Origin of the sequence: Parahaemophilus parainfluenzae, from assembly GCF_001053575.1 — a bacterium.
GTDB classification, from domain to species: domain Bacteria; phylum Pseudomonadota; class Gammaproteobacteria; order Enterobacterales; family Pasteurellaceae; genus Haemophilus_D; species Haemophilus_D parainfluenzae_S.
In genome coordinates, this window is sequence record NZ_JVSL01000037.1 from 43,289 (window position 1) to 63,984 (window position 20,696).

Genomic DNA, 20,696 nt, shown 5'->3' on the forward strand with positions numbered 1-20,696 from the left:
GATAGATAATGTTTAGAGTTCTCTTTTTAATGATCGCCTTACTTGCCGGATTGATTGCAGGGCCTTACCTCTCCGGTCAGCAAGGTTATGTCAGAGTTGAAACGGCAAACACCGTATATGAAATGTCACTCACCACATTAGTGATTCTCTTTGTGGTCACGCTTGCAGTGATTTATTCGTTAGAGTGGTTGGTGACCCGTTTCTTCCGCTTAAGTAGCAATACCTATAACTGGTTCTCTCGCCGTAAACGTGTGAAAGCACAGCGTCAAACCCTTGAAGGCTTGATGAAGATGAATGAAGGCGATTATGCCAAAGCAGAAAAACTGATTGGTAAAAATGCGAAACATTCTGCAGAGCCAGTATTAAATCTGATTAAAGCGGCTGAAGCTGCACAGCAACGCGGTGATGAATTCAGCGCAAACCGTTATTTAATTGAGGCGACTGAACTTGCAGGTTCAGATAACCTAGTTGTCGAAATTGCTCGCACCCGTATTTTATTACAACAAAATAAATTACCGGCTGCGCGCAGTTCCGTTGACAGTTTGCTTGAAATGTCAGATCGCAACAAAGAAGTATTAAAACTTGCTGCTGAAATTTATAGCCGCTCCAAAGCTTATCAAGCTTTAGATGAAATCTTAGATTTAATCGAAGGTTCAGGCTTATTCTCAGCAGAAGAATTTAAAGCGCTTCAACAAGAAACAGAAAATGGCTTGTTAGATGAAAAAATGAATGAAGAAGGCGTTGAAGGTCTGCTTGCATGGTGGGAAGCTCAACCACGCCGTCGTCGCAATGACTTAGAGTTAAAAACAGCTTTAATTCAGCGTTTAATTGATTGTAACGATCATGAGTCAGCTTATGAATTCACGCTTGAAATCATGAAAAAATTGGGTGATAACACCCCAATTAGTCCTGAACTTTGCACGCAAATCACTCGTTTACAAGCAGAAGATAACAGCAAACTGCTCAAACTAGTGGAAAAACGTGCAAAACGTGCGGATGAAAGCCAACGTTGTTGTCTCAATCGTGCATTAGGCTATCTTTATGTGCGTAATAATGACTTCGCTAAAGCAGCAGAAGCATTTAAAGAAGTGACTGCTTGCCCAACCCAGCTCCAACCAAATGATGTCATGATGGCGTCTTATGTATTCGAACAAGCTGGTGACAAAGAAGCTGCAGAAAAAATTCGTCAGGACAGTTTAAAATCAGCCATGTCTATTCAAGACAAACCAGCTGAACAGCAGACTGAACCAAAAACAGATGAAGAACCAACCGCACTTATCGCAAAACGTGATTAAAATAAACAACGACGGGGCTGAATAAAGCCCCGTTTTTTCATTCCCCACCGCCACTTATTTTATTTAAAACCCACTTCTTATTACATTTCTTTATAAGTAATAAATTTCCATTCTTTTCTCACCGATTAAAAATTTTTTACTATATCGCCACGCAAACGATTAAATCATGAAAAATGAATTGGGATTATATTTTAAGTGTCACACCACGTTTTATTCATGCCACGCTGATGACGCTTCATCTCGCCTTTTGGGGCATTTTATTGTCGCTGGTGATTGGTGTGATTTGTGCGGTGATTACCACCTACAAAGTCAAATCATTAACTTGGCTAGTAAAAGGCTATATTGAGCTTTCTCGTAATACGCCTTTATTAATTCAAGTATTTTTTCTCTATTTTGGGCTGTCTAAAATTGGCCTGAAATTAGATGGTTTTACTTGCGGCATTATCGGCCTGGCATTTTTAGGTGGAAGCTATATGGCAGAAGCCTTTCGTGGTGGTTTGGAAGCGGTATCAAAAGGACAAATTGAATCAGCCTTAAGTATCGGCCTAACTCCTTATCAAGCTTTTCGCTATGTCATTTTCCCACAAGCCTTTGCGATTGCGACACCTGCAATTGGCGCAAATTGCTTATTCTTAATGAAAGAAACCTCAGTGATCAGTGCCGTTGCTGTTGCTGAACTCATGTTTGTCGCAAAAGAAGTCATCGGGCTCGATTACAAAACCAATGAAGCCTTATTTTTATTAGTGGTGTTTTATTTGATCATTCTATTACCGATGTCTCTTTTCATCAGTTACTTAGAACGCCGTACTCGGAGAGCAAAATATGGGGCTTGAGTTATTATTCCAAGGCAGCAACATTGAACGCTTGCTCAACGGTTTATGGGTAACGGCTGAAATTGCATTCGTTTCTGTCTTCTTCGCCTGTATTTTAGGTGTGATTTTTGGCGTAATCATGACAAGCAGAAATCCCATTATCAAAGCCATTTGTCGCTTTTATTTAGAATTTGTACGCATCATTCCATTATTAGCGTTACTTTTTCTCGCTTATTTCGGTTTAGCAAAATGGTTTGATATTCACTTAGATGGCATTTCTGTATGTATTTTGGTGTTTATTTTCTGGGGAACAGCAGAAATGGGCGATTTAGTGCGTGGTGCATTAACTTCCATTGAAAAACATCAAGTGGAATCCGCCTACGCTTTAGGTTTAACGCCGTTTCAAACCTTTGTGTATATTTTACTTCCGCAAAGTTTAAAACGTGTGACACCAAGTGCTATTAACCTCTTTACTCGCATGGTAAAAACCAGCTCTTTGGCGATGTTAATTGGTGTAGTCGAAGTGATTAAAGTCGGTCAACAAATTATCGAGCATTCATTATTTAGTAATCAATCGGCGGCGCTTTGGATTTACGGTGTCATTTTCGGTTTATATTTTGTGATTTGTTACCCGCTATCCTTATTTTCCCGTTATTTAGAAACCCGTTGGGAAAGTTAATTTTTATTAGGAAAACACATGGCGTTATTAGAAATTAAAAACCTCGTCAAAAATTACGGTGATGTAGAAGCACTCAAAGGCATCAATCTTTCTATAGAGAAAGGCGAAGTTGTCGTTATTTTAGGTCCATCGGGTTGTGGTAAAAGTACTTTTTTACGCTGCCTAAATGGGCTAGAGGAAATAAAGCGCGGTCAGATTTTGCTGCAAAATGCAGGCGAATTAGGCAAAGACATTCCTTGGGTCAAAGCGCGCCAACGCATTGGGATGGTATTCCAAAGTTATGAACTATTCGCTCATTTATCAGTGATTGACAATATTTTACTTGGCCCTTTAAAAGTACAAAAACGCGATCGCGCAGAAGCTGAAAAACAAGCCGATGAGTTACTTAAACGTGTAGGTCTATATGACCGAAAAAATGCTTATCCGCGAGAATTATCAGGTGGGCAAAAACAGCGAATTGCTATTGTGCGTTCACTATGCATGAACCCTGAAATTATTCTGTTCGATGAAGTAACCGCTGCCCTTGACCCTGAAATGGTACGTGAAGTACTTGATGTAATTTTAGGCCTCGCTAAAGACGGCATGACGATGCTCATCGTTACCCACGAAATGAACTTCGCCCGCCAAGTAGCCAATCGCATTGTGTTTATGGATAAAGGGCAAATTATTGAACAAGCAAAACCGGAAGATTTCTTCACGAATCCAACCACGGATCGTGCGAAAACATTCTTAAATATCTTAAATTATGAACCGAGAGGGACAAACTATGAAGAAAACATTTAAAACATTGACCGCACTTTTCGCCACAGCTACATTAGCATTTGGCTTAACCGCGTGTAATGATAAAGAACCGGCTAAAGACGGAGCAAAAACGGTTTCAAGCCTTGAGCAAATACAAAAAGATGGCAAAGTGCGCATTGGTGTATTTAGCGATAAACCACCATTTGGTTATGTTGATGCACAAGGCAAAAGCCAAGGCTTTGATGTTGAAATTGGTAAAGCGATCGGTAAAGACTTATTAGGCGACGAAAACAAAGTGGAATTTGTTTTAGTGGATGCCGCAAACCGTGCTGAATACTTACTTTCTAAGAAAGTTGATATCATTCTCGCCAACTTCACTGTAACACCAGCTCGTAAAGAAGTGGTAGATTTTGCGAATCCATATATGAAAGTGGCACTCGGTGTCGTATCAAAAGATGGCTCAGTCATTACTGATCTTGAACAATTAAAAGGCAAAACCTTGATCGTGGATAAAGGCACTACTGCTGATATTTTCTTCACCAAAAACTATCCAGATGTGAAGTTATTGAAATTCGAACAAAATACCGAAACCTTTGAAGCCTTACGTGATGGCCGTGGTGATGCATTATCTAATGACAATACCTTCTTATTCGCTTGGGCAAAACAAAATCCAGGTTATACCGTGGGCGTAAAAAACTTTGGCGATCAAGATGTTATTGCACCAGCTGTTCGCAAAGATGCACCTGAATTGTTAAATTGGTTAAATAACGAAATCCAAACCTTAGGCAAAGATGGGCGTTTAAAACAAGCTTATGAAAAAACCTTATTGCCAGTTTATGGTGATACCGTCAGCGAAAGCGATATCGTGGTTGAATATAAATAATTTAACCCCATTCACTTCTCCTTTAGTCCAACTCAAGGAGAAGTGAAAACTTACTAAGTTTTGACCGCACTTCCAATTTTAAATGCGAAATATGTTTTTTCTAGATATATGCCTATTTTACCCTTCAACAGCATTTCTTGTATTATCACTTTATAACATCTAAATTTGATAATGATTCTTATTTATGGCAATATTCTGATGTTTTATTCAGACAGGAGTTTATATGCAAAAAAAATCAACAATTCGTTTAATTTTGGCCGTTCTATTACTGACTTTTGGTATCACTACTCAAGCAGAAATAAAAACAATCAAAGATGTATTAGGACGAGAAGTTAACGTTGATGTGCCCGTAAAAAATGCCGTGTTAGGCTTTTACTATCCTGATTACATTGCTGTTACGGGTGTTGAAAATTTTAAATATGTTAAAGGTATCTCACGTGAATTTTGGGAAAAATTTAATCCAGGAAGTTGGGCATTGTTTTCTGAAAAAATGCCTGAACTCAAAAATATTGCTGATATTGGTAATGTAAATACAGGAACTTTCTCAACCGAAAAAACCTTGGCATTAAAACCTGATGTATTGATTCTTGCAGAATGGCAATATCAAACTATTGGTTCCGAACTACCAAAGTTAGAACAAGCTGGCGTTCCAATTATTGTTGTCGATTTTAATGCTCAAAGTGTAGAACGACACACCCAAAGCGCAAAGATTTTTGGGCAACTTGCAGGTACCGAAGAACGAGCAAATAAAATTGCAGATGAATATGCTCAAGGCATTACTGATATTCAAAAACGTGTAAAAGAGGCTAACCTACCTAAACCTAAAATCTATGTAGAATTTGGCAATAAAGGTCCTAGTGAATATAGCTTTACCTTTGGTAAAAATATGTGGGGTGCTATTGCTGAAACTGTTGGCGGGGATAACGTAAGCGCGCCTTTTGTCGAAAATTGGGGACCAATTAATCCAGAACAACTTCTTGCCGCACAACCTGAAGTTATTATGATTTCTGGCACAGAAATGGGGCATGAAACTAACGATGAAATGATGGCGATGGGAATAAACATCAATGAACAGGATGCACAAAAACGCCTAAAAGGTTTCTTAACCCGTGCAGGGTGGCAAGATTTACCTGCAGTTAAAAACCACCGTGTTTACGGTATTTATCATACGGCTTCTCGCTCACTAAGTGATCTAGCAGCCGCTCAATTTATGGCAAAAGCACTTTACCCAAAACTTTTTGAAGACATAGACCCACAAAAAACCTTTATGGATTTCCATAAAAACTATTTGCCTATCATACCTAGTGGTACATTTTTTATTAAATTGAAAGATTAAACAATTCATAAGGTGAGCGATGCTCACCTTTTTTATATTCTCACTGCCTTTCATAAGTGAAAACTCCTTTATTTTTGACCGCTCTTTGGAAGATGCGGTGTAAATCTCGCCTTTAATGGCATTCTTTCCTGAATACGTTCCCGATTAATCTGTAACGCCGCCTCTGTGGCTTCATAGTCCAACCATAAACTTGGATCATCGGGTAACGTTTCATTCCAAATATACTGCACGTTAAAGCCTCGCGCCTTACATTCCGCATGCAATGCATCATACCGTTTCTTTAAAAACGCCAATTTATTAAAGAAAAAGCGCACATGCCCTTCACCTAATTTATATTCCGTAGGCTGTCCTTTCAAATGAAATTTACCTTTCGCCACGGCGTTAGGAATGCGGGTTAATTCGCGATGCTCCGCTAAAAGATGCTGATCACAAAGCTCCGCTGGCGGAACAAGATTAATTCGAGTCATAATCGATACCAAATAAAAAGGAACATAGTACGGGGCGTAAAGGTATTTGTCTATCTCATAATAAATACGCCCCAAAAGATTAATTATTTTTCTTTGATTTTCACATAAATCAACCTTTGTTAAACTCATTAAAAATATCGTTATTGAAGGAACCCGCATGTCTGTCAAAACATTTGAAAAATTGACCGCACTTTTAGATAAACATCAAGCACGCTATCGTGTCGTTGAACACCCCACAGCAGGAAAATCAGAAGAAGTGGCTAAAATTCGTGGTACAGAATTAGGGCAAGGGGCAAAAGCTCTAGTATGCAAAGTGAAAGGAAATGGCGTAAAACAAGCAGTGTTAGTTATATTGCCGGCTGATCAACAATCTGATTTAAGCAAAGTTGCAGCCTATTTAGGCGGCACGAAAGCCTCGCTTGCTAGTCCTGCAGAAGTAGATACCCTAACTGACTGTGTATTTGGTGCAATTCCGCCTTTTAGCTTTCATCCTAATTTGTTATTAATTGCCGATCCTAGCTTACTGTCTCGTTATGATGAATTAGCGTTTAATGCAGGTACGTTAGAACGCTCTATTATTCTCAATACACAAGATTATGCCTCAATCGTTCAGCCCACATTAGTGGATGTAATAAAAACCGAATAGAGAAAAGATTGGTTGTCTTTCATTTGATTGATACAATGCTTCCGTTTTTCTATTAATTGGACATCTCATGAAAAAATATCTTAAAGCATTTATTCTTTTACCGTTGATTATTCAAATTATTGGCACTATTGGCCTAATGTTCGCAAACAATGATGCCGATGGATTTCAATCTTCAGCGATTACCGTCTTTATCGTGGCTGCGGTACCGACTTTTCTCATTACACTTTGGGCAGCATTTCACCGTTATGCGAGTTATCACGTAAAAGCTATCGCATTAATTTCGGTACTAATTGGATTTTGTTATACCGTCGTAGCGGGGATCTTTTATGCAACGCTAGTAAATGATATGGGATTTGGCGAATGGTTACGTGCAGGAGGATTAGAAATTACCTGCTTAATGGCCGCAGGTTTGGCGCTTTATTCTGTTATGGTATTACCGCTCTTGTTACCTAAAGAACGCCCGCTATAAGGCGATTTGAGGCGAATATTGAGCAGTTAAACCCACCAAATCTGCTAATGAAATTGACCGCACTTGATTGTTTTCTGGCAAAAGTGCGGTTAAATTTCGGGCTAAAACATCCTGCTCCAACACAAAACATTGTCCTTTGCATTGAGTAAACATTTCCCCATACTTTACCGCTAGCAACACGCCATCTTGCCATAAAACCACCGCATCATTTTCCGTGATTTCTGTCAAATAACGTTGAAGTTCTGTCTCAGAATAATGAGCTTGAGAAAAGGTATAAAGCATAATATTCCTTAAAACGTAAACACTTTTTCTGCTTGGCTGAGTTTATTGATCAGCGAAGTGCGGTCAATTTTTTCAGCAGAAATAATGAGTTGTTCTGTTTGCAAATGGTATTGGTCGAGCGAATCGGCGCAGACAAAGCGCTGTTCAATATCGTATAAATCCAATAATTTAAAGGTACGAATAAAGTCTTTTTGTAACAATAACTCAGGATTTTGTCCATCGAGTAGATTTAATACACCATCATCGATAAAAAAGACACCGATTTCCTCTTCATCACAAAATGCTGTTGCAGCAAGCAAAGCATCTAAACCTTCACGAGAAATCGCGTTTCCATGCGGTGCGGTACGAAATAAGAATGCTAGCTTCATAATGTCACTACCCGATCTGCTTTTAATGCCATCGCCATAAACTCGCCTAAGCCTGTAATCTCAAAACCTTCTGCCAGATTCGTTTGATCCGTATCTTTTGCCGTAAGTGCATCCACTACGCCACGACGTTGTGAAGCGGCTACACATAAATGCAAAGGAATATGATGCTGCGCTGAAAAGGCTTGCCAAGCTTGCGTGAGATTACATTCATCATTGGCAGGATAAACAAAACCATTGCCATTACTCACACCGTCTTGGAAAAAGAAAATTTGGTTAATGACATGCCCTTTTTCAAGTAAAGCTTGGGCTAATTGATAGGCAAGAAAAGCCCCTTCTTTTCCATAAACAGGACTTTTCACGGCGAGAACATAGTTCATTACTCTTGCTCTTGTTTGATTTGACGAATATACAAATACACGGTGTGGCGAGAAATCGCGAGGCGATCAGCCACTAAATTGATGGCATCTTTAATATCAAAAATGCCTTTTTCGTAAAGTGAAATCACAATCTGACGGTTCTTATTATTATTCGAAACCGAGCGATCTGCATTCACTTCTTCAATGGTTTTTTCTACCGTTTGTGCCACCAATTCTTCCACTGAACTTGCAAAATTGACGGAAGAGGTTTCATTTTGTTCCTGCGTTGGCATAAAGGTCTGCATAAATTGAGAGACCGGCACATCCAAATTAATATTGATACAAAGTAAACCAATAATGCGTTGTTTGCCATTTCGAATAGCGATGGTCACGGACTTCATCAACACATTGCCTTTCGCACGCGTGAAATAAGGCTTAGACACACTCTCACTTTGCATATTACGCAAGGATTTCAGGGCTAAATCCGTAATCGGGGAACCTACCTGGCGATTGGTATTATGCCCATTGGCGATACAAATGGCGGAATGCTCAATATCTTCCAAAGAGTGCAATACGATTTCACAATGCTTGCCAATCAACGCGCTCACGCCATCAACTACCGCTTTATAGGAAATCAGAATAGCACGATCTTCATCAGTGAAAGGTTGTCTATCGGTTAGTATCATTTTTCAAATCTGGTAGGGAAAATGACCGCACTTTGGACAAAGTGCGGTTGAATTAAGGATTATTTTTTAGGATTAACGTCTAATACTTCAACGTCGAAGTAAAGCGTTGCATCAGGTGGAATTGAATCGCCTGCACCTTGTTTGCCATAAGCTAATTCAGGTGGAATCACTAATTCGATTTTACCGCCTTTCTTCACTAACTGAAGACCTTCAGTCCAACCTTTGATCACTTGGTTTAATTTAAACTCAACCGGTTGACCACGTTCAACAGAGCTATCAAATACTTTACCATCTGGTAATTTACCGGTGTAATGTACTTTCACAGTATCCGTTGCTTTAATCGCATCACCTTTACCTGCTTCAGTAATTTTGTAAAGTAAGCCATCTTTAGTGCTTTTCACACCGTCTTTTTTCGCAAATTCAGCGCGGTATTTATCGCCTTCTTCTTTTGCAGCTTTCGCTTGTTGTTCTACTTTTGCTTTCGCTGCAGACACTAATTGCTCTTGAATACCATCTAAGGTTTGTTGAATTTTTTCGTCTTTACGAACATCAACTTTACCTTCTAATGCATCTTTTAAGCCATCTAAAATACGCGCATTATCGTATTGAATCACTTCTTTTTGAGCATCCACTAAATCTTTTACTTGGTTACCCATTAATGCACCTACAGCATAAGACGCATCACTTGCGCTTGGCGCTTCTTTATCTTCTGCAAAAACAGAACCTGAAACAACCGCACTTACCATAAGTGCAGCAAGAGAAAGCTTTTGAATTTTCAACATTTTGCTTGATCCTTTATAATAGAAACGGAATAGCGAATAGGTTAAATCGGATTGACCAAATTCACAACATTTTTTTAAAAATTAGAGAAATTTTATGCAAAATCAACAAATTTTAGAAGATCGCATCGCCGAACTTGAAATGAAAATTGCTTTTCAAGAACAACTTTTAGACGAACTCAACCAAGCATTAGTTCAACAACAGTTTGATATGGATAAAATTCAACTTCAACTCCGCTATCTCGCTGGCAAATTAAAAGATATGCAACCTTCTAATATTGCCAGCCAAGCAGAAGAAACGCCGCCTCCGCATTATTAAAATGTAATAAAACCATATTTTATCTAAATGCGTGATCTTCATCACAAATTCATAAAAAATATTTTTATTTTATTGAAAAAATAACTAAGTGTTTTTATGGTTACCCCTATAGTTGTATAGCCAAATAGAGGATGTAAAAATGGCAAAGTTAGAAATAAAAAATATTACAAAAAAATTTGGTGACTTTTACGCAGCAAATAATATTACTTTTACCGCTGAAGAAGGCGAGTTTGTCACCTTATTAGGACCAAGCGGCTGTGGTAAAACCTCCTTATTAAAATTAATCGCTGGATTTCACGTGGCAGATGAAGGTGAAATCCTTATCGGAGGAAAAAATGTTAACAATGTTCCTCCAGAAAAACGCAATACAGCCATGTGTTTCCAATCCTATGCCCTTTTCCCTCACCTCAACGTTTCTCACAATATTTGCTATGGTTTAAAGCAACGTAAAATTGATATTGAAGAACAAAAACAGCGTTTAAATCTTGCATTGAAACAAATGGATTTAGAATTTCATAAATTGAAATTACCCAATGAGCTTTCTGGTGGTCAACAGCAACGTGTCGCATTAGCCAGAGCCATGGTCACTCGTCCAGATGTAATTTTATTTGATGAACCGCTTTCCAACTTAGATGCCAAATTACGCGAAAGTGTACGTTTTGAAATTAAGCAACTCTCAAAACAATACAATTTGACTAGTATTTATGTGACTCACGATCAGGCTGAAGCCCTGACCATGTCAGATAAAATTATTGTGTTAAATAAAGGTGCTATTGAGCAAATTGGCTTTCCTCAAGATATTTACCATCATCCTAAAAACCGCTTTGTGGCAGATTTTATTGGCATTGCCAATATCACGGAAGCCAATGTAAAAAACATCGGCGATAACCTTTATGCTGTTAGTTCTATTTTTGGCGATTTCACCGTATTTTCTGAGAAAAAACCGGAATCAGAACGAATTTATATTTGCTTTCGACCGGAAGACATTGAATTGTTACCAAACGCACAAACGGAAGCGGAAAACCAAATTACAGTAGATATCATCAACACCGCTTTTATGGGCAATATCACGGAAGTGCAAGGAGTCATTAAACGTAATGATGAAGAGAAAAAATTACGCCTGCAACTAACAAAATGTCCGAATTTGAGCGATAAACTCACCTTTACGGTTCCCCGCTATGCGATTAAATTCTTGGAGTCCGTAAAATGAAAAGTCTCAAAAATGATGTAAAAGCATGGTTATTGCTATGTAGCGGTTTAGGTACGATCCTATTTTTAATGGGGTCCACGTTCTACATTGTCGTCTCTCAAAGCCTTGGTTTATACAGTATGGGCGGGGAAGAAAGTCAATTTAGTTTAGAGTATTGGCAAGCCGTATTAAATAGCCCAGTATTCCAAAATTCGTTTATTTATTCCGTAAAAGTGTCTTTATTAGGGGCGATTTTATCCATCATCGTGGCTTATCCCATTGCCATGTGGTTACGTAAAAAATTACCAGCCAAGGTAACAATTATAACTATCTTGCGGGCGCCTATGTTGGTACCAGGATTAGTTGCAGCCTTCTTGTTCGTCAATATGATCTCTTACCACGGCATTCTTAATGAGGTATTTGTTTATTTAGGCATTTGGGACGAACCGAAAACCTTACAAAATGATGAATTTGGTTGGGGGGTAGTGATTTTACAAATGTGGAAAAACATTCCCTTTGCTTTAATTCTTATTGGTGGCGCGGTCAATTCACTGAAAACTGATTTATTAGATGCGGCAGCTAATTTAGGTTCGAGTCCTTGGCAACGTTTTTGTTATGTGATATTCCCTCTAACCTTAGGTGCGGTACAAGTTTCCTTTATTTTAATATTTATCGGTGCACTCGGTGATTTCGCCTTTTATAGTATTGCAGGTCCTCGTAGTACCTATTCTTTAGCACGTTTAATGCAAATGTCCGCCTATGAATTTGAAGAGTGGAATCAAAGTGCGGTCATGGCATTAACTATTATGTTGACCTCTGCCTTCTTCTCCATCCTAGTGTCATTATTGATTAAACCATTAGCCGTCAAACGTGGAGAAGTCAAATGAGTAGTTCCGTACAAATCACAACGAAAAATGGTCGATTAATCGCACGAATTTCCTTAACTTTCTTTATTCTTGCTAATTTTATTTGGTTGTTCTTGCCATTTTTGATGGCTGGTTTATGGTCATTGGTAGATCCCGCTAAACCGTGGAGTTATCCAGATATTTTCCCTCAATCATTATCTTTTGAGCGTTGGAAAATCGTCTGGGAAACCACCTCTTTACCTGAAGCAATGTTTAATAGCTATACCATTGCGCCTACGGTTTCTCTGATCACTATTTTACTCTCTCTCCCAACAGCTTATGCATTTGGACGTATGGAGTTTAGAGGTAAAAAATTAGCAGAATTATTAACACTGATTCCATTGGTTATTCCAGGCATGATTATTGCCCTATTCTTTAGCCGTATGTTATTGGATTTAAATATTAATAATCCATTCATCGGCATTGTTATTGGGCATGTTGTACTCACGTTACCTTATGCTATTCGGATTTTATCCGCAGGCTTTTCTTCTGTACCGCAAGACCTTATTGATGCTAGCCGTGACTTGGGTGCATCTAAATTTACCGTTTTCAAAGACGTATATATGCCGATGTTAAAACCCAGTTTTTTAGCATCAATTATTTTCTGTTTAGTGAAAAGTATTGAAGAGTTTGCTATCGCTTTCGTTATCGGCTCACCTGACTTTATTACCGTGCCAACCATTTTATATTCTTTCCTCGGTTATTCTTTTATTCGTCCGAATGCGGCCGTTGTATCGATTATTTTGTTGGTACCAAACATTATTTTGATGATGATTATCGAAAAATTGTTGAAAGGGAATTATCTCTCTCAATCCACAGGAAAAGCATAATTTTCACAAGGAGCATCTTATGCAAAAAAATATCCGTAAACTTCTATCCATTGGTCTTACCGCTGCCGCCTTGGCTGTCAGCACTTTCGCCTCGGCTTCCACAGACTTAAGTGATAAATCTTGGAGTGAAATCGAAGAACTCGCTAAAAAAGAAGGGAAATTGACAGTTAGCGTTTGGTATTTGCAGCCGCAATTCCGTAATTTTGTCAAAGAATTTGAAAATCAATACGGTATTAAAGTCAAAGTACCTGAAGGCACCTTGGACGGTAATATCAATAAACTGATCGCTGAAAAAAATCTAGAAACCGGCAAAATGGATGTGGTTGTGTTAAATGCTGACCGTTTAGGCAACGTAGCGAAAAATGACATTCTTGTAAAACTCAATAACTTACCAAATTTCGATAAATTAAATCACTACTTACAAGGTGTTGAATTGGGCGATATGGCAGTAGGTTATTGGGGAAACCAAACCGGTCTAGCTTATGATCCTATGCGAATCAAAGAAGAGGAATTGCCACAATCTTGGGCAGACATGGAAAGCTATATTGATAAAAATCCAAAAAAATTCGGCTATTCAGATCCAAATGGTGGTAGCTCCGGTAATGCCTTCATTCAACGAGCTTTAGTGTACATCAATGGTGATTATGATTATCGTACCGATAAAATCGATGAAGCACAGATTGCTAATTGGAAGAAAACCTGGGATTGGTTCAGCAGTAAAAAAGATGCGCTAATCCGTACCGCTTCAAATGCTGATAGTCTAACCCGTTTAAACGATGGTGAGTTAGTAATTGTCTCCGCATGGCAAGATCACTTGTTCAGCTTGCAAAAACAAGGTGCAATTACTGACCGTTTAAAATTCTATGTACCAAAATTTGGGATGCCTGGTGGTGGTAATGTTGTAACCGTAGCAAAAAATGCGCCGAACCCAGCCGCATCACTTGTTTTCGTGCATTGGATTACCTCACCTGAAGTACAACAGAAATTAAACCAAGAATTCGGTGTTCGTCCACTAAATAGTGAATCTGGTTTGAAAGATACCATTTTCTTCTCAACACCATGGCGTAAAGCCGAAATGGAAGCCTTCACAAAAGAGGTTATTTCGAGATAAACAATAAACCGCACTTTAACGTGCGGTTTACTTTTATAGGCTAATAAAGTGCGGTCAGTTTTAACCACATTTACAACCAAACAAAATAAGTCATACTGCCTATGATGGCGATACAGAATAGATTGAGAATCAAGCCGACTTTGGCCATATCAAGTTGTTTCACATTGCCTGTTGCAAACACAATAGCATTTGGCGGTGTAGCGATTGGCAACATAAATGCACAACTTGCCCCACAAGCGATAATTGCGGCTAAAGCGATAGGCGGTAAATTCATAGATTGTGCCACTGAAATCACAATTGGCATAATCAACGCTGCACTGGCGGTATTCGATGTAAATTCCGTTAAGAAAATAATAAATGCCGTCATCACAAAGCAAAGTACCCAAAGTGGTTTGGTTTGCACAAACTGAACGATACTATCCGCCATAATCTTACTGGCACCAGAATCTTTCATCACGATACTGAGTGTTAAACCACCACCGAATAAAACGAGCACGCCCCATTCAACACGCTCTTGAATTTCTTTCCAACTCGCGACACCTGAAACACAAATAAAGATCACAACGCATAGTGCAATCACGGTATCAAAGTTTTCAATTTTTTTCGGCAATTCAAGGAAAGCCGTAATCCATGGGTTTAAGAGAGAGCTGAAAAGTAACATAATCGCCATACCGATAAAGATCACTAAGGTAATGATATTTTTTCGATTAAAGCTGACTTTCTCAAGTGATGGATTAAAATCCACAGAAAAGTCTGGACGTAAAATCACCCATAAAGAAAAAATCATTGAAGGCACAAGTAAGATCATTACTGGGAAACCGTAACTTAGCCATTCAGTGAAAGTCACCTGAATTTGAGATGCCAAAATCGCATTTGGCGCACTTCCCACTAATGTACCAATACCACCGATACTGGCACTAAATGCCATGCCTAGCAATACAAAGGCATACAACCGATGGTTTTTCTCCGCATTGATACCTTTTAACATCCCCATCGTGAGCGGTAACATCATCGCCGCCACGGCGGTGTTGTTAATCCACATAGAAAGGAATGTAGTTACGGTGAAAAGATAGGTAATAGAAAGTTTTAAGTTTCCTTTGGCCAAACGAATAATGTAATTTGCAATAATCTTGTCTAGGTTCTGAATTTGCAGCACCGCAGCCACCACAAATCCCCCAAAGAACATATAAATAATTGGCGTGGAGAATGGTGCAAGGGCTTTTTGCGTATTAATCAAGCCTAATCCTATGGCCACGACAGGCACCATAAGGGATGTCACAGTAATATTAAAGGCTTCCGTTAACCATAAAATACCAATAAAAATCAGCAAGGCTAACCCGCGATTCTCTTGAGCAGAAAACGGCAATATTTTGATTAACACCAACATGAAGACAAAGTCTAAGGCAAGAATAATGAGACTTTTATATTTAGAGAGAAAGGTTTGTTGAGTTTGCATATACAATCTCCTATAAAACGATAGGGGAGATTATTAATTAGCATTTAACAGAGAAAATTGAAACATATTTTTAACAAATTTGTGATGCGCTTCAAACTATTTTTGTATAAACAACAAACCGCACTTAAAAGTGCGGTCTGTTTTGCTTTCGTTTTTTATTGTTGCATGCGTGCTTGAATACGTTCTGGCAATCTTAATCCAACGAGAGCAACAAGGACAATTGTCCAGAATAAGGTGACATACACAAGGGCTGAACCAAGTCCCACTCTTTCACTAAGTGCGGCGGCAATCACAGGAGACACCCCACCACCGATCGCAGCGAAGTTATAGATGAAACCAATACCTGTGCTTCGCATTTCAGCTGGGAAGAAAGTGGCCATATATTTTGGCACTAAACCGGCAATCCCTAAGTTAGTTGCAAGTAAGAAGAAGAGCAACGCACCAAGTGCTAATACATTATTCTCTGGCAAATAGAATACTGGGAAGAGGAAAAAAAGCGATAATAATAAGCTATATACAAAGGTTTTCTTCTCACCCAATTTATCCCCGATAAAGCCGGCAATTAAGGTACCGATGAGGATACCAAAGCCTGCCCAGAACATCAGTGATTTCACATTTTCAGCATAGCCATTTTCTTTGAGATAAAGTGGAAGTAAACCTACTACCGGCCAGTTTACGGAGAAAATTGAATAGCAAACTAAGAAAATAATTAAGGTAATTGGTAATTGTTTTTTAGTGAATAGGTCAGTAAGTGGAACTTTATTCACTTTACCCGCTGCTTTCGCTTGCGCCCATTCTTCACTTTCAGGTGCATGACGACGAACGTAGAGCACTAAAGCAACTGGTGCTAAACCGATGAAGAAAGCCATACGCCAACCATAAGTTTGAGATACCCAAGGAATCACTTGAGAAGCAAGAATATTACCAATGGAGAAGCCACTCACTAAGAATGCACTGGCTTTTGTACGTAAATGTTGTGGCCAGCTTTCAATGGCATAAGAGGAAGAACAAGCATATTCACCTGCCATCCCCATACCGATAATCATACGGAAGATGAAAAGCCAAATATAACTGGTGGATAAACCGCACAAGAATGTCCCGACGGAATACGTAATAATGGAAACAATCATTGCTAAACGACGACCATATTTATCGGCAAAGCTACCAAAAATCGCCCCACCTAATGGACGCGCCACGAAGGCTGCAAGTAATAATGTGGATGTTTCCGTTGTGCTCATGGCGAATTCTTTTTGAATATCCAAAAGCACGTAAGTGATAAGCATATAATCGAAGCCATCAAAAACATAACCTAACCAAGCCGCAAATAACGCTTTCTTTTGCGTAGGACTGACTTCTTTATACCATGGTAATGATGTTGCCATAACAACCTCCCTTCCTTGTATTTGAGAATTTTGTGGTATAGATCACAGAATTTAAAATCACTGCTAATTTCTGCTTGCATAAATAAAGATAAGACGTATGATGTCTTATGTCAATTAGAGAGAATGAGAGCTGGATCACAAATTCAGAAAATAGATTAGAAAATGAGAACAGAAATGAAAAAAACAAGTAAAAAAGAAGCAAGTCTCGTTTTGCAGGATAAAATCAAATCGCTCATCATTAAACAAAATCTTAAATCCGGCGATTTGATGCCAACAGAAAATGAACTGATTGAACAGCTTGGGGTGAGCCGCTCCAGTTTACGTGAAGCCATTAAATCTTTAGAGGCGCTACATATTTTAGATATTCGCCATGGCGTCGGTACCTTTGTGAGTGAATCTTCTCTTGTGCCAATGATTCGCGGATTAAGTTTTCACACCCAACTGAATTTGCATAATGATCATAATCAGCTGATTAATATTTTGGATATTCGGGAAATTTTGGAATACGGTTTTGCCCCGATGGTTTTAGGAAAAATTAGCCAAGAACAGACCGCACTTTTGCAAAAATCAGTAGCAAATATGGAGAAAAATGCACGAGAACAAAAGTTTTCGCCTAAAGATGAATACCACATTCATTTAAAGCTTTATGAACCATTAAATAACCCATTACTGATTCAATATTTAGATGCGTTTTGGCAAATTTATCAACAAGTAGAAAAAGGCTTACCGCCACCAATACTTTCTCCTGAAAAATTAGCCATGCAACACCGTGAATTAATTGATGCCGTGGAAGCGCATGATTTGGTACGCATGCAACGTGCGATCTTGCAATATTTCCAAAGTATTCGCCAACGCTTACAACAAGGAGGGCATGATGCAAACTAATGGATTAAACATCGCCTTAATCGGCTGCGGCTTTTTTGGCGTTCAGTTGGCTTCTGCATTTGACAACGCCCAAGCAAACTTAATTGCGGTGACCGATATCAACCCTTCTCTTGCACAAAAACTTGCAGAGCAATACGGTAGCCAAGCCTTTTTTAGTGTGGAAGAAATGTTGACTGAAACCAAACCTGATTTAGTCGTTATTGCCACACCAAACTACGCCCATTATTCCCCAGCGATCTTAGCGTTAAACGCTGACTGTCATGTCTTTATTGAAACGCCTTTTACCTTAAGCGCTTCTCAAGGCCAACATTTACGCCGCCTTGCAGAAGAAAAGGGTAAAGTCATTTTTGTGGGCCATTTAGAGCGTACGTTACCTGGCATGTTAAAAGTCAAAGCGGCTTTAGAACAAGGAAAATTAGGCAGAATTACCGTAGCACGAGCCATGCGTCAGCGTTGGATTGAAAACCTACCAAACAAAGAATGGTGGAAATTAGATGCCAATCTTACGGGTGGTGAGCTTTTCCACCTCATTCACGAACTGGATTTACTCTGTTGGTTATTAGGCGATATTGAGGCGGTCTTTGCTCAAGCCGCTAATCAAGCGCATCACGATACGCCAGACAGCCGTGATGTGTTGCAGTTGCTATTACGTTTTAAAAATGGCGTATTAGGTTCGCTTGAAATGGGCACGGCTTATCGATTACACCAATGGGGCATTCAAATTCATGGTGAAAATGGTGTAATTGAAGTCAATTTCTTTACCTCAAGTGTCACATTTAATTATCTAGATGGAAAAATAGAACACGTTGATTTATTTGATGAATTTGAGGCTGATTTATCTTTACGCGAAAGTGCAAAAGGCACTCAGCAATATAATGTCACCCACGCACCTTGCCAACTTTGGTTAAGTCGAGCCGCTGAAATCGAAGTACAAAGCGTGGTAGAGCACTTAACGCAAGGAAAAACCAGCCCATTAAGTCTATGTTTAACTGAAGCCATCGAAGTTGCAGAAGCAGCGAAGCAATCCATGGTAACGGAAAAACAAATCTCAGTGAAAAAATAAGGAGTTTATTATGATGCGATATGGTGTTGTTGGCGTTGGCTATTTTGGTGCGGATTTAGCCCGTTTCATGAATGAATTTGATGATGCACAGATTACAATGGTATACGACCCTGAAAATGGTGAAACCATTGCTCAAGAATTACAATGCGTAGCGGCAAAATCTCTTGAAGAATTGGTCACTTCCCCTGATGTGGATTGCGTGATTGTTGCCACCCCAAACTACTTACACAAAGAACCGGTCATCCTTGCAGCAAAAAACAAAAAACATGTTTTCTGTGAAAAACCAATTGCCTTAAGTTATCAAGACTGTGACGACATGGTACGCGCTTGTGAAGAAAATGGCGTCACCTTTATGGCTGGCCATGTGATGAACTTCTTTAACGGTGTTCACCATGCCAAAGAATTAATCAATCAAGGCGTGATCGGTAAAGTGCTTTATTGTCACACTGCACGTAACGGCTGGGAAGAACAACAACCGACTATCTCATGGAAAAAAATCCGTGAAAAATCTGGCGGCCACTTATATCACCATATTCACGAATTAGACTGCGTACAATTCATTATGGGGGGCATGCCAAAAACTGTTACCATGGCAGCCGCCAATGTTGCACACAAAGGCGAAAACTTTGGTGATGAAGACGATATGATTTTTGTCACCATGGAATATGATGATAATCGCTTCGCAGTTCTAGAATGGGGTTCCGCTTTCCGTTGGGGTGAGCATTATGTATTAATTCAAGGGGAAAAAGGTGCGATCAAACTTGATATGTACAATACCAAAGGTACCCTTCGTGTAGATGGAAAAGACACCTATTTCCTCATTCACGAAACCCAAGAAGAAGACGATGACCGTACCCGTATTTACAACAGCACAGAAATGGACGGTGCGATTCAATACGGCAAACCGGGTAAACGTACACCGCTCTGGTTAAGTTCTATCATGAAAAAAGAAATGCGTTATTTAAACGATATTCTTCATGGTATGGAACCAACTGAAGAATTTGTAAAATTACTCACCGGTGAAGCGGCTCGTGCAGCTATCGCCACTGCTGATGCGTGTACCCGCTCTCGTTACGAAAACCGCAAAGTTGATTTATCAGAAATCATCGGTAAATAAAAATAACATAAAAATTAACCGCACTTTGGTAGAAAACTAAAGTGCGGTACTTATTGGTAACAGAAAGAGTAATAACATTATGGATAATAAAACGTGGCTAGATTTTTTGACAGCTTTTGGCTCTATTGCTACTCCAATTCTCGTTTTATTCCTTACTGGAGCTGGATGGAAAATCAGACAATCAATTGAACATAAAACAAAACTAGAAGAAAAACTAAGGGATGACCGAATAGAAATTTATCATCAAATACTTGAACCCTATATCATAATATTAATGCCTGATGCAGCTTGGAACTTAGATCCTAAAAACAAAGGAAAAGATAAAAATAATGAAGCAACAACAAAATTACTTTCTTTAGAATATAGAAAATTATCATTTAGATTATCTCTGATTGGTTCGGATAATGTGGTAAAAGCATTCAATAACTTATATCAATATTTCTATAAAAATGCTGAAAACTCCGAATCTACTATACAATCAAATCCTACTGATAAAGCAAAAGAAATGATGTCCCTCATTGGATTATTATTGTTAGAAATACGGAAAAGTATGGGAAATGAAGAGACCAAATTAAATGAATGGGATATGTTGGAATGGTTTATTACTGATGCAAGAAAAATGAAAGAAGAATAAAATCAG

25 protein-coding genes are annotated in these 20,696 nt (G+C 38.9%); 17 read left to right on the forward strand and 8 right to left on the reverse strand.

The window, feature by feature from the left end; translation table 11 throughout:
- Positions 1 to 8 precede the first annotated feature (8 nt).
- The 6 genes from AC979_RS07710 (at position 9) to AC979_RS07735 (ending at position 5,746) form a co-directional block, all read left to right on the forward strand.
- Complete coding sequence (locus tag AC979_RS07710; RefSeq protein ID WP_049373709.1) at positions 9 to 1,295, forward strand: heme biosynthesis protein HemY; 1,287 nt, start codon at positions 9 to 11, stop codon at positions 1,293 to 1,295.
- Between the two features lie 173 nt (positions 1,296 to 1,468).
- Positions 1,469 to 2,128, forward strand: a complete 660-nt coding sequence (locus tag AC979_RS07715; protein WP_049373711.1) for an amino acid ABC transporter permease — start codon at positions 1,469 to 1,471, stop codon at positions 2,126 to 2,128.
- On the forward strand, positions 2,118 to 2,786 hold the full coding sequence (locus tag AC979_RS07720) for an amino acid ABC transporter permease (protein WP_005699119.1): 669 nt from the start codon (positions 2,118 to 2,120) through the stop codon (positions 2,784 to 2,786). Before AC979_RS07715 ends, AC979_RS07720 begins: the two co-directional genes overlap by 11 nt.
- An 18-nt stretch (positions 2,787 to 2,804) precedes the next feature.
- Positions 2,805 to 3,569: an amino acid ABC transporter ATP-binding protein gene (locus tag AC979_RS07725; RefSeq protein WP_049356852.1), complete on the forward strand. Its 765-nt coding sequence runs from the start codon at positions 2,805 to 2,807 to the stop codon at positions 3,567 to 3,569.
- Positions 3,553 to 4,410 carry a cysteine ABC transporter substrate-binding protein gene (locus AC979_RS07730; protein WP_014064400.1) on the forward strand — a complete coding sequence of 286 codons (858 nt, stop codon included), beginning with the start codon at positions 3,553 to 3,555 and terminating at the stop codon, positions 4,408 to 4,410. Before AC979_RS07725 ends, AC979_RS07730 begins: the two co-directional genes overlap by 17 nt.
- Positions 4,411 to 4,633: 223 nt before the next feature.
- Positions 4,634 to 5,746: an ABC transporter substrate-binding protein gene (locus tag AC979_RS07735; RefSeq protein WP_049356856.1), complete on the forward strand. Its 1,113-nt coding sequence runs from the start codon at positions 4,634 to 4,636 to the stop codon at positions 5,744 to 5,746.
- Positions 5,747 to 5,814: 68 nt separating this feature from the next.
- Here AC979_RS07735 and AC979_RS07740 read toward each other — a convergent pair whose 3' ends face one another.
- A complete protein-coding gene (locus tag AC979_RS07740) occupies positions 5,815 to 6,213 on the reverse strand; it encodes a pyrimidine dimer DNA glycosylase/endonuclease V (RefSeq protein WP_049373713.1) in 399 nt (132 codons plus the stop codon).
- A 157-nt stretch (positions 6,214 to 6,370) separates the two neighbouring features.
- On the opposite strand from AC979_RS07740, the gene AC979_RS07745 reads away from it, so the two are divergent.
- On the forward strand, positions 6,371 to 6,859 hold the full coding sequence (locus tag AC979_RS07745) for a YbaK/prolyl-tRNA synthetase associated domain-containing protein (protein WP_049373715.1): 489 nt from the start codon (positions 6,371 to 6,373) through the stop codon (positions 6,857 to 6,859).
- 67 nt (positions 6,860 to 6,926) lie between these two features.
- On the forward strand, positions 6,927 to 7,328 hold the full coding sequence (locus AC979_RS07750) for a hypothetical protein (protein WP_005699125.1): 402 nt from the start codon (positions 6,927 to 6,929) through the stop codon (positions 7,326 to 7,328).
- On the opposite strand, the gene AC979_RS07755 is transcribed toward AC979_RS07750, so the two are convergent.
- The 5 genes from AC979_RS07755 to fkpA are packed head-to-tail and all read right to left on the reverse strand — an operon-like array spanning position 7,323 to position 9,802.
- Positions 7,323 to 7,610 carry a DsrH/TusB family sulfur relay protein gene (locus AC979_RS07755; RefSeq protein ID WP_049373718.1) on the reverse strand — a complete coding sequence of 96 codons (288 nt, stop codon included), beginning with the start codon at positions 7,608 to 7,610 and terminating at the stop codon, positions 7,323 to 7,325. The genes AC979_RS07750 and AC979_RS07755 overlap by 6 nt on opposite strands.
- An 8-nt stretch (positions 7,611 to 7,618) precedes the next feature.
- Positions 7,619 to 7,978 (reverse strand): sulfurtransferase complex subunit TusC, encoded by a 360-nt coding sequence (gene tusC, locus AC979_RS07760; RefSeq protein WP_049373720.1) that lies wholly within the window; start codon positions 7,976 to 7,978, stop codon positions 7,619 to 7,621.
- Positions 7,975 to 8,355 (reverse strand): sulfurtransferase complex subunit TusD, encoded by a 381-nt coding sequence (tusD, locus tag AC979_RS07765; protein ID WP_049373722.1) that lies wholly within the window; start codon positions 8,353 to 8,355, stop codon positions 7,975 to 7,977. The genes tusC and tusD overlap by 4 nt, the downstream gene beginning before the upstream one ends.
- The gene (locus AC979_RS07770) at positions 8,355 to 9,020 is read right to left on the reverse strand and encodes a helix-turn-helix transcriptional regulator (protein WP_080971329.1); all 666 of its coding nucleotides are present in this window, start codon (positions 9,018 to 9,020) and stop codon (positions 8,355 to 8,357) included. The genes tusD and AC979_RS07770 overlap by 1 nt, the downstream gene beginning before the upstream one ends.
- A gap of 59 nt (positions 9,021 to 9,079) precedes the next feature.
- Positions 9,080 to 9,802 carry an FKBP-type peptidyl-prolyl cis-trans isomerase gene (fkpA, locus tag AC979_RS07775; protein WP_049373724.1) on the reverse strand — a complete coding sequence of 241 codons (723 nt, stop codon included), beginning with the start codon at positions 9,800 to 9,802 and terminating at the stop codon, positions 9,080 to 9,082.
- Positions 9,803 to 9,896: 94 nt separating this feature from the next.
- On the opposite strand from fkpA, the gene AC979_RS07780 reads away from it, so the two are divergent.
- From AC979_RS07780 to AC979_RS07800, 5 genes are all read left to right on the forward strand, one after another.
- Positions 9,897 to 10,118: a SlyX family protein gene (locus AC979_RS07780; RefSeq protein ID WP_005699194.1), complete on the forward strand. Its 222-nt coding sequence runs from the start codon at positions 9,897 to 9,899 to the stop codon at positions 10,116 to 10,118.
- Between the two features lie 139 nt (positions 10,119 to 10,257).
- Positions 10,258 to 11,328: an ABC transporter ATP-binding protein gene (locus tag AC979_RS07785; RefSeq protein ID WP_049373726.1), complete on the forward strand. Its 1,071-nt coding sequence runs from the start codon at positions 10,258 to 10,260 to the stop codon at positions 11,326 to 11,328.
- Positions 11,325 to 12,194 carry an ABC transporter permease gene (locus tag AC979_RS07790; protein ID WP_049373727.1) on the forward strand — a complete coding sequence of 290 codons (870 nt, stop codon included), beginning with the start codon at positions 11,325 to 11,327 and terminating at the stop codon, positions 12,192 to 12,194. Before AC979_RS07785 ends, AC979_RS07790 begins: the two co-directional genes overlap by 4 nt.
- Positions 12,191 to 13,042: an ABC transporter permease gene (locus AC979_RS07795; RefSeq protein WP_049369977.1), complete on the forward strand. Its 852-nt coding sequence runs from the start codon at positions 12,191 to 12,193 to the stop codon at positions 13,040 to 13,042. The genes AC979_RS07790 and AC979_RS07795 overlap by 4 nt, the downstream gene beginning before the upstream one ends.
- Before the next feature lie 19 nt (positions 13,043 to 13,061).
- Positions 13,062 to 14,153: an extracellular solute-binding protein gene (locus AC979_RS07800; RefSeq protein WP_049373729.1), complete on the forward strand. Its 1,092-nt coding sequence runs from the start codon at positions 13,062 to 13,064 to the stop codon at positions 14,151 to 14,153.
- Between the two features lie 70 nt (positions 14,154 to 14,223).
- On the opposite strand, the gene AC979_RS07805 is transcribed toward AC979_RS07800, so the two are convergent.
- Both AC979_RS07805 and AC979_RS07810 read right to left on the reverse strand, forming a co-directional pair.
- Positions 14,224 to 15,609, reverse strand: coding sequence for an SLC13 family permease (locus AC979_RS07805; RefSeq protein WP_049373730.1), 1,386 nt, complete (start codon positions 15,607 to 15,609; stop codon positions 14,224 to 14,226).
- 155 nt (positions 15,610 to 15,764) lie between these two features.
- Positions 15,765 to 16,991, reverse strand: coding sequence for an MFS transporter (locus AC979_RS07810; RefSeq protein WP_049365141.1), 1,227 nt, complete (start codon positions 16,989 to 16,991; stop codon positions 15,765 to 15,767).
- A gap of 174 nt (positions 16,992 to 17,165) precedes the next feature.
- On the opposite strand from AC979_RS07810, the gene AC979_RS07815 reads away from it, so the two are divergent.
- From AC979_RS07815 to AC979_RS07830, 4 genes are all read left to right on the forward strand, one after another.
- The gene (locus AC979_RS07815) at positions 17,166 to 17,876 is read left to right on the forward strand and encodes a FadR/GntR family transcriptional regulator (RefSeq protein WP_049373731.1); all 711 of its coding nucleotides are present in this window, start codon (positions 17,166 to 17,168) and stop codon (positions 17,874 to 17,876) included.
- Positions 17,866 to 18,939 carry a Gfo/Idh/MocA family protein gene (locus tag AC979_RS07820; protein WP_049373732.1) on the forward strand — a complete coding sequence of 358 codons (1,074 nt, stop codon included), beginning with the start codon at positions 17,866 to 17,868 and terminating at the stop codon, positions 18,937 to 18,939. Before AC979_RS07815 ends, AC979_RS07820 begins: the two co-directional genes overlap by 11 nt.
- Before the next feature lie 10 nt (positions 18,940 to 18,949).
- On the forward strand, positions 18,950 to 20,056 hold the full coding sequence (locus AC979_RS07825) for a Gfo/Idh/MocA family protein (RefSeq protein ID WP_049373733.1): 1,107 nt from the start codon (positions 18,950 to 18,952) through the stop codon (positions 20,054 to 20,056).
- 79 nt (positions 20,057 to 20,135) lie between these two features.
- Complete coding sequence (locus AC979_RS07830) at positions 20,136 to 20,690, forward strand: hypothetical protein (RefSeq protein WP_049373734.1); 555 nt, start codon at positions 20,136 to 20,138, stop codon at positions 20,688 to 20,690.
- Positions 20,691 to 20,696: the final 6 nt, after the last annotated feature.

What these genes read in the sequence shown, in the direction of transcription:
- AC979_RS07710 (WP_049373709.1), top strand. Translation starts at nt 9, where the DNA reads ATGTTTAGAGTTCTCTTTTTAATGATCGCCTTACTTGCCGGATTGATT.
- AC979_RS07715 (WP_049373711.1), top strand. Translation starts at nt 1,469, where the DNA reads ATGAATTGGGATTATATTTTAAGTGTCACACCACGTTTTATTCATGCC.
- AC979_RS07720 (WP_005699119.1), top strand. Translation starts at nt 2,118, where the DNA reads ATGGGGCTTGAGTTATTATTCCAAGGCAGCAACATTGAACGCTTGCTC.
- AC979_RS07725 (WP_049356852.1), top strand. Translation starts at nt 2,805, where the DNA reads ATGGCGTTATTAGAAATTAAAAACCTCGTCAAAAATTACGGTGATGTA.
- AC979_RS07730 (WP_014064400.1), top strand. Translation starts at nt 3,553, where the DNA reads ATGAAGAAAACATTTAAAACATTGACCGCACTTTTCGCCACAGCTACA.
- AC979_RS07735 (WP_049356856.1), top strand. Translation starts at nt 4,634, where the DNA reads ATGCAAAAAAAATCAACAATTCGTTTAATTTTGGCCGTTCTATTACTG.
- AC979_RS07740 (WP_049373713.1), bottom strand. Translation starts at nt 6,213, where the DNA reads ATGACTCGAATTAATCTTGTTCCGCCAGCGGAGCTTTGTGATCAGCAT.
- AC979_RS07745 (WP_049373715.1), top strand. Translation starts at nt 6,371, where the DNA reads ATGTCTGTCAAAACATTTGAAAAATTGACCGCACTTTTAGATAAACAT.
- AC979_RS07750 (WP_005699125.1), top strand. Translation starts at nt 6,927, where the DNA reads ATGAAAAAATATCTTAAAGCATTTATTCTTTTACCGTTGATTATTCAA.
- AC979_RS07755 (WP_049373718.1), bottom strand. Translation starts at nt 7,610, where the DNA reads ATGCTTTATACCTTTTCTCAAGCTCATTATTCTGAGACAGAACTTCAA.
- tusC (WP_049373720.1), bottom strand. Translation starts at nt 7,978, where the DNA reads ATGAAGCTAGCATTCTTATTTCGTACCGCACCGCATGGAAACGCGATT.
- tusD (WP_049373722.1), bottom strand. Translation starts at nt 8,355, where the DNA reads ATGAACTATGTTCTCGCCGTGAAAAGTCCTGTTTATGGAAAAGAAGGG.
- AC979_RS07770 (WP_080971329.1), bottom strand. Translation starts at nt 9,020, where the DNA reads ATGATACTAACCGATAGACAACCTTTCACTGATGAAGATCGTGCTATT.
- fkpA (WP_049373724.1), bottom strand. Translation starts at nt 9,802, where the DNA reads ATGTTGAAAATTCAAAAGCTTTCTCTTGCTGCACTTATGGTAAGTGCG.
- AC979_RS07780 (WP_005699194.1), top strand. Translation starts at nt 9,897, where the DNA reads ATGCAAAATCAACAAATTTTAGAAGATCGCATCGCCGAACTTGAAATG.
- AC979_RS07785 (WP_049373726.1), top strand. Translation starts at nt 10,258, where the DNA reads ATGGCAAAGTTAGAAATAAAAAATATTACAAAAAAATTTGGTGACTTT.
- AC979_RS07790 (WP_049373727.1), top strand. Translation starts at nt 11,325, where the DNA reads ATGAAAAGTCTCAAAAATGATGTAAAAGCATGGTTATTGCTATGTAGC.
- AC979_RS07795 (WP_049369977.1), top strand. Translation starts at nt 12,191, where the DNA reads ATGAGTAGTTCCGTACAAATCACAACGAAAAATGGTCGATTAATCGCA.
- AC979_RS07800 (WP_049373729.1), top strand. Translation starts at nt 13,062, where the DNA reads ATGCAAAAAAATATCCGTAAACTTCTATCCATTGGTCTTACCGCTGCC.
- AC979_RS07805 (WP_049373730.1), bottom strand. Translation starts at nt 15,609, where the DNA reads ATGCAAACTCAACAAACCTTTCTCTCTAAATATAAAAGTCTCATTATT.
- AC979_RS07810 (WP_049365141.1), bottom strand. Translation starts at nt 16,991, where the DNA reads ATGGCAACATCATTACCATGGTATAAAGAAGTCAGTCCTACGCAAAAG.
- AC979_RS07815 (WP_049373731.1), top strand. Translation starts at nt 17,166, where the DNA reads ATGAAAAAAACAAGTAAAAAAGAAGCAAGTCTCGTTTTGCAGGATAAA.
- AC979_RS07820 (WP_049373732.1), top strand. Translation starts at nt 17,866, where the DNA reads ATGCAAACTAATGGATTAAACATCGCCTTAATCGGCTGCGGCTTTTTT.
- AC979_RS07825 (WP_049373733.1), top strand. Translation starts at nt 18,950, where the DNA reads ATGATGCGATATGGTGTTGTTGGCGTTGGCTATTTTGGTGCGGATTTA.
- AC979_RS07830 (WP_049373734.1), top strand. Translation starts at nt 20,136, where the DNA reads ATGGATAATAAAACGTGGCTAGATTTTTTGACAGCTTTTGGCTCTATT.